Origin of the sequence: Halococcus salifodinae DSM 8989 (assembly GCF_000336935.1) — an archaeon.
Taxonomy (GTDB): domain Archaea; phylum Halobacteriota; class Halobacteria; order Halobacteriales; family Halococcaceae; genus Halococcus; species Halococcus salifodinae.
Window position 1 is genome coordinate 49,403 of sequence record NZ_AOME01000027.1, and the last position, 12,856, is coordinate 62,258.

General features: G+C 56.8%; 10 protein-coding genes and 1 pseudogene. 4 read left to right on the forward strand and 7 right to left on the reverse strand.

Annotated elements, in window-relative coordinates:
• Window positions 1-169: 169 nt before the first annotated feature.
• Window positions 170-445 carry a DUF7521 family protein gene (locus C450_RS05550; protein WP_005041136.1) on the reverse strand — a complete coding sequence of 92 codons (276 nt, stop codon included), beginning with the start codon at window positions 443-445 and terminating at the stop codon, window positions 170-172.
• Window positions 445-831: a winged helix-turn-helix domain-containing protein gene (locus C450_RS23170; protein WP_005041138.1), complete on the reverse strand. Its 387-nt coding sequence runs from the start codon at window positions 829-831 to the stop codon at window positions 445-447. The genes C450_RS05550 and C450_RS23170 overlap by 1 nt, the downstream gene beginning before the upstream one ends.
• 429 nt (window positions 832-1,260) lie before the next feature.
• Here C450_RS23170 and C450_RS05560 point away from each other — a divergent pair.
• Window positions 1,261-1,685 (forward strand): annotated as a pseudogene (locus C450_RS05560) (hypothetical protein).
• Window positions 1,686-1,725: 40 nt separating this feature from the next.
• Window positions 1,726-3,549 carry a transposase gene (locus C450_RS05565; protein WP_005041142.1) on the forward strand — a complete coding sequence of 608 codons (1,824 nt, stop codon included), beginning with the start codon at window positions 1,726-1,728 and terminating at the stop codon, window positions 3,547-3,549.
• Window positions 3,550-3,925: 376 nt separating this feature from the next.
• Here C450_RS05565 and C450_RS05570 read toward each other — a convergent pair whose 3' ends face one another.
• From C450_RS05570 to C450_RS05580, 3 genes are all read right to left on the reverse strand, one after another.
• Window positions 3,926-4,681, reverse strand: a complete 756-nt coding sequence (locus tag C450_RS05570; protein WP_049909876.1) for a helix-turn-helix domain-containing protein — start codon at window positions 4,679-4,681, stop codon at window positions 3,926-3,928.
• Window positions 4,682-4,838: 157 nt separating this feature from the next.
• Complete coding sequence (locus C450_RS05575) at window positions 4,839-5,210, reverse strand: tautomerase family protein (RefSeq protein ID WP_005041148.1); 372 nt, start codon at window positions 5,208-5,210, stop codon at window positions 4,839-4,841.
• Window positions 5,211-5,217: 7 nt separating this feature from the next.
• A complete protein-coding gene (locus C450_RS05580) occupies window positions 5,218-6,357 on the reverse strand; it encodes an acyl-CoA dehydrogenase family protein (RefSeq protein WP_049909877.1) in 1,140 nt (379 codons plus the stop codon).
• Between the two features lie 200 nt (window positions 6,358-6,557).
• On the opposite strand from C450_RS05580, the gene C450_RS05585 reads away from it, so the two are divergent.
• Entirely contained in the window at window positions 6,558-7,742 is a 1,185-nt protein-coding gene (locus C450_RS05585; protein ID WP_049909878.1) for a trans-sulfuration enzyme family protein, read from the forward strand.
• Between the two features lie 112 nt (window positions 7,743-7,854).
• On the opposite strand, the gene C450_RS20660 is transcribed toward C450_RS05585, so the two are convergent.
• Window positions 7,855-8,346, reverse strand: a complete 492-nt coding sequence (locus tag C450_RS20660; protein ID WP_005041157.1) for an MOSC domain-containing protein — start codon at window positions 8,344-8,346, stop codon at window positions 7,855-7,857.
• 298 nt (window positions 8,347-8,644) lie between these two features.
• Here C450_RS20660 and C450_RS05595 point away from each other — a divergent pair, with 298 nt between their 5' ends.
• The gene (locus C450_RS05595) at window positions 8,645-10,369 is read left to right on the forward strand and encodes a transposase (RefSeq protein ID WP_241430262.1); all 1,725 of its coding nucleotides are present in this window, start codon (window positions 8,645-8,647) and stop codon (window positions 10,367-10,369) included.
• 385 nt (window positions 10,370-10,754) lie between these two features.
• On the opposite strand, the gene C450_RS05600 is transcribed toward C450_RS05595, so the two are convergent.
• Window positions 10,755-12,650 (reverse strand): transposase, encoded by a 1,896-nt coding sequence (locus C450_RS05600; protein WP_049909888.1) that lies wholly within the window; start codon window positions 12,648-12,650, stop codon window positions 10,755-10,757.
• Between the last annotated feature and the right edge of the window lie 206 nt (window positions 12,651-12,856).

Genomic DNA, 12,856 nt, shown 5'->3' on the forward strand with positions numbered 1-12,856 from the left:
GGGAGTGGCTGCGGAATCGGATCGGGTGATGGGGATTTCGGACCAGTCCATACGTTCTCTCCGATGGCGACTGATAAGGAGCGATGGAAGGTTCCCAAAACGTGGGACAACTAGCTGTGGTTTCGAAAGCCAACCCAGATAGCGGTCTTGGGTGAGAACGAATCGGATTCTACGTCCGGTAGAGGCCAACGATCATGACGACGAATCCGAGACAGATAATCACACTTTCGAGGAGCATTCCGGCGGTGACTGATGCTCCGCCGATGTGGTGGAACACGCCGACCAGAAACGTTCCGAGAGTGATGACCGCTAATCCCACCGCAAAGTACTGGAGACCAGCAATCCGTGTTCGGTTGTAGGCTCTGTACGCCATCAGAGAGACGATTCCCCCAAGGACGAGAGCAGCAATCTTGACGACGACGAGTAATGCGACGAGTAGCTCCATCACGACTCCTCCTTCATTGCCGACCAGAACGTGGCCAGTCGGTCCTCTGGGTCCGTCTCCGGACGGGTCACTGTCATGGAGAACTCGCCGGTGTCGTCGATACCGATGGAAATCTCCGAGAAATCGCGCTCGTAGAGCGTGACGTTCGGCCCGTCGCGCCGGACTTCCGTATACTCCCGGACGAGTGCCGATTCGCGAAGCAGTTCGAGTTTCCGATACACCGTCGAGCTAGAGAGATCACAGTCATCACGCAGGTCGCTTGCCGATTTCGGCTCGTTTAGCCGAGTAAGAATCTCTCGACAGGTACTGTCGTCGAGCGACTGCAACACTGGCGGGAGAGCAGGTCCGTCGGATTCGTCGAGTTCGTCGGACGACCATCGGGCCATTTCGGTAGGTGAGTCAGTCGAGCCAGTATTCGACGGGATCAGTGATAATCGATTCGACCCGCTGTATTGCTCGCTCATCTCAGGTGCTGTATGCTGTGGTTCTGTTTCGAGAGTCGACGGCACTCATGTCGTATTGTACTCGATTCTTTCGGCGGAGAGGGTATAGGAGTCTCGGTCATTCCCAGATAGCTGGAATAGTCCGATTCCAATCCCTCCGTGCGATTTCTGCTCGTCTACGGATGCCACTCCCAAAATCTGGGACGCCCCCATCGATGTTTATCCTCCAGCTTCGAATACGACACCGATGACGCACGAAGCCATCACCCGAGTCGATCCACGAGACACTGAACGTATGATCGAAGTCGGCGCAGCACCTCGACCGAGCAACGCCATTACGATGGACACACCGCTGAGCACGAGGGTTCACCGATGACGAGTGTCCTCGATATAGCGATGACCATCCACACGATCTTCGCTGCGCTTTGGACGGGTGNGGCGCTGTTATCCCGGCAGCACGCAGCGAGTTGCTGAGTACGGAAGGGCTGACTCTCATCGCACGACGGTTCTGGTATCTCACGGTCGGTTCAGTCCTCCTGTTGTTGTTCAGTGGCGGGCACCTCGCAGGGACACTCTATACTGCCGAAACGCTCCAGTCAACCGGCCGAGGGAATCTCGTACTGGCGATGGTCGGCCTCTGGCTCGTCCTCGCAGTCGTGCTTTTCTTCGGCTTCCGCCGGTTGATCAGCGACCAACCGGAGACGTCAGCGGTCGCAGCAGCAACGAAAGCACGACCGTGGTTTCTCGGAGCGAGTGTCATCTCGATATCACTACTCGTCGTCGCTGGATTCCTCTAATCGACTTAGAGGAAAATCATAATACGTTTCGTCACACCGAATGGAACCCGATGATCTCGTCGGATTCGTTTCAGACGTCACTACCATCGCGCAGGCGCGCTGCGAGCACGCCACGGACTACACCGACATCGAGACCCTGATCTGTCGACTCCCGACTGCCCATCTCACGTTCACGGCACACGATTCGTTAGCACCGTATTCGGGGCCATATTCGATGGCGTTACTGATCCGAGCGTGCCTGCTCAAGGAAATCAACGGTTGGGACGAAACCGCGCTCCACGACCATCTACGAGCGTATCCCTCGCTCCGACAGGCTCTCGGCTTCGAGTCGCTCCCGGATCAATCGACGTTGTGGCGCGCGTGGAACGAACGTTTCAGCGAGGAACTACGCGATGCTGTACAGAAGTGTGCTGATGCGGTTGTGATGGCCGCGCGTGCCTGCGAGGTTCCGCTTCCCAACCGAATCAAGACCGAAGAAACGGATGAGCCAGAGGGTGGCGACACTCCCGAACGTCAACTCGTCGCCGCAAAGACCGATGAGGTGTGGCAGCAGGCCAAGCCGTTCGTGACCGACGCGTTCGCGCTCGACCGCGGGCAGAACTGGGAGATCCACGAGAACGCCTTCTGGGAGCAGCACGCCTACATGGGGATGCGCGAGGACATGTACGCGCGCAGCGGCCCGGCGTCGTTCTCGCTCGATACCACACGCGAACGGATTCCGACGGGATCGACGCATCGTTACCAGATCGGCAAGCTCTCGGTCGCGGAGATCCGCTCGATGCTGCGGAACACCACGCGGATGCTGATCGCCCGCGCTCGCCAGAACGGCGAACTCGATGGGCCGGTCTTTGCGGCCATCGACGTGACCAAGGGGTTCCCGTTCACCGGCGACGTCGAGGACCACGACGACGATATCCTCGGGTACAAGGACGGGAGCGACTATTACCAGTGGGCGGTGCTCAAAATCGTCGGGATGGACGTGCCGCTCGTGCTCGACGCCATCCCGCGCGAACGAGGCCAATCGAAAGACGAGATCGTCGAGAAGCTCCTGTCGCAGGCGACCGAGATGGTTGATATCGATCTCGTGATGATGGACCGCGAGTTCGACAGTGATCCGGTGAAAGACACCTGCGAGGAGTACGGCGTCCACTACCTCAACCCGACACGCATCTTCGACCGCAGCGACGAGGCTGACACCATCGCGTGGATGTACCGCAACGGCAAACGCTTCCACGTTACCGAGGAGGAATCCGATGACGACACCCCGACGCACAAGCAAATCTACCTCCCGAAACGGGCGAGTTCCGATGACGATGAAAACGAAGACGACAGCCTCTCAGAAGTGTGGACGGAGATGTGCGGCGAGTGGGAGTTCGAGGACGTGGACGGTGAACCAAGCGAACGCATGTCGTTTTCGCGGCTGCTCGCGGACATCCAGCGCGAAGAAGACATCGAAGAGCGCAAGCAGAAAGCGCAGGACGGAGAGGTGGACACCGCCGAAACCGTCGTCTTCGAGACCAACCACCCCTACGTGACAGCGCGTGATGCCGACGAAGATCAGATGGACGGGAAGGAATTCATCCACATGATCGAGCGCCTGATCCGGTGGTACCGCCACCGTTGGGGCATCGAGAACGGGTTCAAGAAACAGAAGCACTTCATGGTGCGGACCACCTCGACCGAGCGCGACTATCGATTCTTCAACTTCGCGTTCGCGTGCGTCCTCTACAACGTCTGGCGGTTGGTGGACCTGCTCGTGAAGATTGCGATCAACGACGAGAATCGCACGTACACGCCACGAGTGGATGCGAACCAATTCCTGACCGTGGCGAAGCAATATTACGGACTCGATCCACCTGACTGAGACCCGACCATCCCTGTGAGCGCCGGGTCGTGAGCGTCGGCTCTATCGGACGCCCGTTTGTTTCACGCTTTGCGTCCCTGATTCTGAAATTGCGATCTGATTTCGCCCACGATTCATTTGCTACGTCGAGAAACCGGCTGCAACGAATGTCGATTCCGTGCATTCAGCGGCTACCTAGCCGACATCAGGAGCTATCTGAGGTCGGCTAGGTAGATTCGTTATGCATGAGTATCTGCGAAATTTAGATGGTAGCTACCAGTTCTAAGGCAGTCATACATGACCGCTCCGCTTGTTTGATTCTCAAGCTGGTAGAAGTCATCCAGGCAGCCCACTTTACAGAGAGCCTCTCAAAAGCTAATCTGCTGAGTTGTATCCACTACCTATCATGCATGGACGGCTCCCTCTCTAGTTTCTGGTCGTGTTGACCGCTTTGTCCCAGCAAAATCGCCTCAACTTTATGGAGGTGTTCGTGCAGAGTAGATGTGGAAATATTCAATTCATCCGCTAAATCTCCAGCTGATGCTTTTTTCGGGTAGTCGTAGTACCTCTTCTTACGGGCAAGCTGAAACACTTCTAGCTGGCGTTTCGTGAGCTGGTCCACCGGAAGAGCATTCGTAGTGGGTTGGCGACCCTGGTGTTCTATGCTCCGAATGTTGATCTCTGCATCCATCTCCTCGCGGACTTCTTCGAGCTTCTTCTGAATTGTCTCTCGATCGTGATTTGTCGCTAAAGACCAGTGCTCTCGGCCATTTCGGATATCGATCGGTCCTGTACAGACGAATCCCCGAGAAGTGAGAGGCTGACTGATTTGTTTTCTTCCGTCGTGATTAACAAGGAGTTCTCGCGCCGCGTTTCCTGGTTTTCGAATGGCAGTTTGCCGGAAGCCTGGGGCAATCTCTGATACTGAATTAACGTGTTTTGCTGCACTCACCGCTTCAATCCCCTCTGTGATCAGCTCTCGGTTGTCCGCATATATCGTGAAGAGTGTTGCAACATCATTCCCAGTCATATATATCCCGTATCCGAGAAGTCCTACGTCAAACTGGTTCGTGATTTCGATTTCCCAGCAATCGGGATATCGAAGAACAATTGACAAATAGAGTGCGTCGTCGTGTTGTTCAGAGCTGGTCATCGTACTTGCGTGTGGTAGCCAATAGCTACTGTTACCGGATAACTGGTGACATTTTTCTCGCTATCATGTACTATCGCCGCAAGTCTTGTGTGCGCTCTTAGAGGCAACATAACGAACGCAATCGTCTTGCAGAAAGCCAATACAGTCGAGATCCAGATCAGCTGCCAGCGATGAACTGAGCCACGCCATCTCGGAAAGACCAGTCTTCCTCACCATTCTCCGTAATGACTATCAGTACATTTTCCGGCGGTATCCCCGGGTCCTGTTCTAATAATTCAGTTGCGCGGGCGTAGAACGCCTGTTTGTCTTCACGAGCTTGGCCAGCACGCATTGTCAGCTCAATTACAGCTCGGTCACCCTCTCGATCCTGCAACTCAAGATCTTGTGAAGGGAGTTCTCGAACGAGTTGATAACGGTCATCCGGAGGGAAGTCAAGCGTATCGAGAACAGCCTTGTTGACCATATCAGCGACGGCTTTGCGGTACTCGTCGGATTTCCCTGCTACGATTGAAATTGTAACTAATGGCATCTACTACTCACTCTCCGTACCGCTCAATTACCGCTTTTGCGAGCGTGTCTTTGTGGCCCTCGTTCGGTCCTCCAGCTATCGTCAGGAGTTTTGCGTCCCGAAGGTAGCGCTCGACATGGTGTTCAGTCGTGTATCCGAGACCACCGTGGAGTTGAACCGCTTTGTTCGCATTGTCAACTGCAGCCTGCGTCGCGTTGATTTTCGCCATGGCAAACTCACGGGTCACGTCGTGTCCCTGATCAGCGCGGTCAGCTGCTCGAAGTGTGAGTAATCGAGCGGTGTCGACACGTTCCGCCATCTCGCCAATCTCCCATTGGACGCCTTGGAAGTCGCTGATGTGCTGGTCGTACTGTTCTCTAGAACTCGTGTAGGCGGCTGTGTCTTCGAGCGCTGCACGCGCGATGCCGACACCGCGGGCAGGGACGTTCACACCGGTATGAATTTCTCCGCGTGCAACGTAGCCCTCGCCTTCCTCGCCAATGAGCCGATCAGCAGGAACGCGGATATCGTTGAGAGTGATACGCGGAGATTTGACACTGTTCGCTCCCAGAGTCTCCCAGATTTCATCGACCTCGAATTCCTCGGCCGGGACGAGGAACGCGCTGATGTTGTGCGGCGCGTCCTCGTCGGGACCGGTTTTGGCGTACGTAAGGACGTAGTCGGCGTTGAGGAAACCCGACACCCACTGTTTGTGGCCGTTGAGAACCCATTCGTCGTCGTGTTGTGCAGCCGTGGTTTCCATTTCCAGCTTGTTGCTGCCCGCATTCGCTTCACTCTGGCCGAGTACGCCGACTGTTTCGAACGTCGCCATATCGGGGAGGAACGCTTCGCGTTGCTCATCGGTCCCAAATCGTTCGATGACCGTTGCGACACCGAGATGGAGCCCAATGGTACTTGCTACGGGCATGAGTGCGGCTGAGAGTTCCTCGATAGCTAAAGTGAGTTCGACGAGACCTTCTCCTCGTCCTCCGTATTCTTCCGGGAGCGTCAGTCCTGGAAGACGACGGTCGCCGAGTTTATCGAAAATCTCAGCGGGGTATTCCTCCTGCTGGTCCAGTTCTATCGCTTTTGGTTTGATTTCGCTTTTTGCAAACTCCCGAACATCGTCCCGGAGTGAGCGTTGGTCTTCCGTTAGCCCGAATCTCATACGTAACTGTGGTGGTGATACAGGATTAAGTCTGCAACCTGCTATAGCAGGTTTTCTCGATGTTCGTTTTGTGCAACATTTATTGGACGGTATTAATCGCTGAGAGGCTCACACCATTGGGCAAGATACATTCACAACAGACAAATTTCTCATACTGAGAGCGTACAATACGGAACAGACCGTTTCGATATAACCCACCCATGACACAACGCGATAACCAGTCACATGAGAAACGATTCAGAACGCTCGCTGTCGGGTCGACGAAAGATACCTCATCCTCCGAGAAATCTGAACCAAGCGACGTTGTTGCACCGTTGCACCTCTCAAGCACCTTTGAGTGGGCCAGCGAGAACGATGCCAACAAACACGATTACTCACGCGAGAGCAACCCGACACGGGCAGCTCTCGAAGAGCAGTTAGCCCGTCTTGAAGGCGGCGAGCACGGGCTAGCGTTCGCCTCAGGGATGGCTGCTATCTCGACGACGATGCTCTCGCTGGTCCCACCAGGGGGCCACCTCGTCTCGTCAGACTCTCTCTATAGCGGGACCGAGAAACTGCTCACGGAGTTCGTCGCTGGTCACCTCGGCGTCGACGTTGAGTTTGTCGACGCCCGCGAGCCCGAAAATGTCGCCACGGCAGTCGATTCAAACACCGACTTAATCTGGGCAGAGACACCGACGAACCCACTGATGCGTCTATGCGACGTTCGCTCGATAGCTGATATCACCCACGATTATGGCGTCCCGGTCGGGGTCGATAGCACCTTCGCAAGCCCATACTTCCAATCCCCACTCGAACTGGGTGCCGACATTGCCGTCCACAGCACCACCAAGTACCTTAACGGCCACTCCGACTCAATCGGCGGTGCTGTCGTCACCGACGACGACGAGATCTTCGAGAACCTGGCGTTTGCCCAGCGGATCGGGCTCGGAAACATGCTTTCGCCGTTCGACTGCTACCTCGTCGCGAGAGGCATCAAGACGCTGCCGGCACGGATGGAGCACCATCAGGAGAACGCGATGGCGATTGCTCATCTCCTCGAGGCCCACGATCGGGTCGCCAGCGTCTACTATCCAGGCCTGGAGAGTCACCCACAACACAATCTCGCGGCCGAACAGATGTCGGGATACAGCGGGATGCTTTCCTTCGAATTCGACGGCACGCTTGTTGAACTCGAGGCGTTCATCGATGGTCTCGAGCTGTTTACCCCAGGGGCTAGTCTCGGTGGCGTCGAGAGCCTCGTCGAGGTGCCGTCGCTGATGATCCCCGACGAGGTCAGCCACGGGTCGGCCACCGCGGAGATTCCCGAAACTCTGGTCCGGATATCGGTCGGCATCGAAGATGTCGACGACCTATGCGAAGACCTCCGGACGGCGCTGCCGTAGGCGCGCGTTCCCTTTTTCTCCCGACCGTCCCAATCGGCAAGCAAGTCAACTGTCCACCGGTCGCAGCAGCCGCAAGCGAGAATACGAACTATTTCCAATCGAAAGAATCGGGTTATTCGAGGGGTTCGACGGCATCTCCGGGGCGAATCATTCCATCTTCGAGAATGTCTGCTCGGAGACCTCCTCGATGAGTGAGTGCCTGCAATACGCCATCGTGAGTGATGCGTTGAAGGTGGCTACATGGTTCACACAGCCGATCTCCTCGGCAGATGGCGTCACCGACCTGGAATCGTTGTCCAACGAGATGGTTGAGTGCGACATCACGAGTTTCGATGTTCCGTCGGTGTTCGCCCGGTGCGAGTTCGATTTCCGCTTCACGTTCGATTGCTGTAACAGCCTCCTGTTCGATCAACGTGAGATCGTACCCATCGTGGCGTTGCTCGTCCGACTCCCACTTGACGAAGGTCCCGGTTTCGATTTCGCGGAAATATCTGTCACCTCGAAGACCACTTTTAGCGACGGCCTCAACGTCACTGCGTTCGGTCATTTCGACTTCGGGTTCAGGAGCCGTGAAGATTCGTTCGACAGTTCCAATACCATTCATACTCACAGGGTGTTAGTCATCTACCAAATGGCTTGCGCATGTGTGAGGCAGCGTCTCAGTCAGGCAGCTTGTTGGGCAGTATTTCAACTGTACTGACCAGTCAGACGGATTCTTGAGCGTGTCGTGGTCAGCATCTCGTGTGACTACGGCTCGTGAGGTTCGACAGACTGTCTATCGACGAATCGCACGTCGGTCGCACGCCGAAGGGACAGACAACAATCTCAGTGAATTGGTCGCGGCTGTCACCACCATCGCGCAATCGCAGTGCGAACGCGCTACGGATTACGCAGATATCGAGATGTTGGTCTCTCGGCTCCCGATTGAGCATCTCACGTTCGCCGCGCACGATTCGTCCGTGCCGTACTCGGGACCGTACCCGATGGCGCTACTGGTGCGGGCGTTCATCATTGAGGAGATCAACGGCTTGGACGAAACCGCCCTCCACGACCACCTACGAGCAAATCCGTCACTTCGTCGTGGACTCGGGTTCGAGACGCTCCCAAACCAATCGACGTTCTGGCGGGCATGGAATCACCGCTTCAGCGAGGCTCTACGCGACGCCGTACAGGAGTGTGCTGAGGCGATTGTGAAAGCCACATGCGCCTGCGATATCTCCTTACCCGAGCGAGTCAGCACCAGCGAGGCGAGCGAACCAGACTCCGCTGACTGTCCAAAACGCCAACTGCTCGCACAGAAGACCGACGAGGTGTGGCAACAGGCCAAACCGTTCGTCACCGATGCGTTCGCGCTTAGTCGTGGCCAGAACTGGCAGATTCACGAGAACGCCTTCTGGGAGCAACACGCCTACATGGGAATGCGTGAGGACATGTATGCCCGTAGCGGTCCAGCCTCGTTCTCACTCGATACCACGCGCGAGCGCATCCCGACGGGTTCGACCCACCGGTATCAGATCGGCAAGCTCTCGGTTGCGGATATCCGTTCGATGCTTCGCACTACGACGCGAATGCTCATCGCTCGTGCCTGCCAGCACGATGAACTCACCGGAAAACTCTGGGCAGCCATCGACGTGACCAAGGGCTTCCCGTTCACCGGCGACGCAGACGAACACGAGGACGATATTCTGGGGTACAAGAATGGAGGCCAGTATTACCAGTGGGCAGTGCTCAAAATCGTCGGGAAAGACGTTCCGTTGGTGCTCGACGCCATCCCGCGCGTACGCGGGCAGTCGAAAGATGAGATCGTCGAGAAACTCCTGACGCAAGCGACCGATATGGTGAATCTCGATCTCGTGATGATGGACCGCGAGTTCGACAGCGAGTCGGTCAAAGACACTTGCGAGGAGTACGGCGTCCACTACCTCAACCCGACGCGCATCTTCACCACCAGCGACGAGGCCGACACCATCAAGTGGATGTACCGCAACGGTGAACGGTTTCACGTCACCGAAGAGAAAGCCAACGGCACACCGACACGCAAGCAGGTCTACCTCCCGAAACAGTCGCGCTCGGACGATGAGGACGAAGACAACGATCTCTCGGAGATATGGCAAGAGATGTGCGGCGAGTGGGAGTTCGACGACGTGGAGGGTGAACCAAGCGAAGGAATGTCGTTCTCACGGTTGCTCGCGGACATCCAACGCGAAGAGGAAGTCGAAGAGCGTAAGCAGAAAGCAGAGAACGGCGACGTTGACACTGCCGGTACCGTCGTCTTCGAGACGAACCACCCCTACGTGACCGCCGGTGACGCCGACGATCAGCAGATGGACGCGAGAGCGTTCGTCCACATGATTGAGCGGCTGATCCGGTGGTATCGCCATCGTTGGGGCATCGAGAACGGGTTCAAGAAGCAGAAACACTTCATGGTGCGAACCACCTCGACCGAACGCGACTACCGCTTTTTCAATTTCGTGTTCGCGTGCGTGCTCTACAACGTCTGGCGGCTGGTCGATCTACTGGTGAAACTCGCCATTGACGGTGAGAACCGCACGTACGCACCGCGAGTGGACGCGAATCAGTTCCTGACCGTCGCCAAGCAGTGCTATGGGCTCGACCCGCCTGACTGAGGCTCGGTCATCCCCTGTGACGCTCGTTCGTGAGCGACAGCTCTATTGGGCGGTTATTTGTTTCGTGCTTTGATGCGATGATTCTGAAATTGCGATCCGACTCCATCCACAGCTCATTTCACACACCAAGAAAACAGCTGGAACGAACGCCCAGTCTGTGCATTCAGCGGCCACCTAGCCGACTTCAGATAGTACCTGAGGTCGGCTAGGTAGCCGCTCAATGCACAGTATGGCTGTTCGTTACAGCCATGATCTGGACGTATCGAAGAACTCACCGGCGGTGTTGAGTCGTCATCTCGGAATCAGACTTGCGGAGTGGGAAATAAACAAATCCCCGACAGCGCTGCCGCTCACGACCCGGCGGCCACGCACGGATGTTCGGGTCTCAGTCAGGCGGATCAAGCCCGTAGCACTGCTTGGCCACGGTCAGGAATTGGTTCGCATCGACGCGCGGTGAGTACGACCGGTTCTCGCCGTCGATGGCGAGTTTCACCAGTAGGTCCACCAGCCGCCAGACGTTATACAGCACGCATGCAAACACGAAGTTGAAGAATCGATAGTCGCGTTCGGTCGAGGTGGTTCGCACCATGAAGTGCTTCTGCTTCTTAAAGCCGTTCTCAATACCCCAACGGCGGCGATACCATCGAATGAGTCGCTCGATCATGTGGATGAACGCCCTCCCGTCCATCTGCTGTTCGTCGGCGTTACTGGCGGTTACGTAGGGGTGATTCGTCTCGAATACCACGGTTTCGCCGGTGTCCACCTCTCCCTCCTGTGCTTTCTGCTTCCGCTCTTCGACTTCCTCTTCGCGCTGGATGTCCGCGAGCAACCGCGAGAACGACATCCCCTCGCTCGGTTCGCCCTCCACGTCGTCGAACTCCCACTCACCGCACATCTCCGTCCATACTGCTGAGAGGTCGTCGCCTTCATCCTCGTCGTCCGAGTTCGATTGCTTCGGGAGGTAGACCTGTTTGCGCGTGGGCGTCCCATCGTCGGCTTTCTCCTCCGTGACATGGAACCGTTCGCCGTTACGGTACATCCACGCGATGGTGTCTGCTTCGTCGCTATTGGCGAAGATGCGCGTGGGATTCAGATAGTGAACGTCGTACTCCTCGCAAGTGTCCTTGACCGGATCGCTATCGAACTCCCGATCCATCATCACGAGGTCGACATCGACCATCTCGGTCGCCTCTGACAGGAGCTTCTCAACGATCTCGTCCTTCGACTGTCCGCGCACGCGCGGGATGGCATCGAGAACCAGCGGAACATCCATCCCGACGATCTTGAGTACGGCCCACTGGTAATACTCGTTGCCGTCCTTGTAGCCGAGGATATCGTCCTCGTGGTCCTCCACTTCGCCGGTGAACGGGAACCCCTTGGTTACGTCGATGGCCGCAAAGACCGGCCCATCGAGTTCACCGTTCTGGCGGGCGCGAGCGATCAACATTCGTGTGGTGTCTCGCAGCATCTCCCGAATCTCCGTGACGGAGAGCTTCCCGATCTGGTAGCGGTGGGTCGAGCCTGTCGGGATGCGCTCCCGTGTCGTATCAAGCGAGAATGAGGCGGGGCCGCTTCGAGCGTACATGTCCTCGCGCATCCCCATGTAGGCGTGTTGCTCGAAGAAGGCGTTCTCGTGGATCTGCCAGTTCGGCCCGCGATCAAGCGCGAAGGCGTCGGTCACGAACGGTTTGGCTTGCTGCCACACCTCGTCGGTCTTCTGGGCTACGAGCTGGTGTTTCGAAGGCTTGTTGGTCTTGGTTTCGGCCGTTTCGCTGGTGTTGACTCGTTCGGGGAAGGAAACTTCGTTGGCACGCGCGGCCGTGACGATGCTGTCGGCGCACTTCTGTACGGCGTCACGCAGGTCCTCGCTGAAACGCTCGTTCCACGCGCGCCAGAACGTCGATTGATTTGGGAGGCTCTCGAACCCGAGATCTCGGCACAGCGAGGGATTCGCTCGTAGATGGTCGTGGAGCGCAGTCTCATCCCAGCCGTTGATCTTCTCGATGATGAACGCCCGCACCAGTAACGCCATCGGATACGGTCCCGAATACGGTGCGTGGTCGTCGTGTGACGCAAACGTCAGGCGATCAATCGGGAGCCGACAGACCAACGTCTCGATGTCGGCATAACCCTCGCAATGCTCGCACTGTGACTGGGCGATGGTCGTGACATCCGCAACGAATCCGTCGAGGGCTTCGCCTCCCCTGTCGAGTTTGCTCTGGAAAAAGTGTGCTTGTTCGTGACGATCGGTGGCATCGGCGACGAGAGCCGCTGCAACCATCTCCGTAGTATCGTTCAGCGGTTTTGCGGCGGGTGGTTTCGCGTCGATACGTGCGTCCGTGTCGGGTACGTCCGCGTCCGACTCTGATTTTGGTGACATACCTATGGCATGTTTCTCACCGGCACCACGGGTTACCCGACAAATGGACGCTGGGCAGTGTCGCCCAGTCGATTACGTCCTGTGGTTCGGTGAGTGCTGTGCCATAG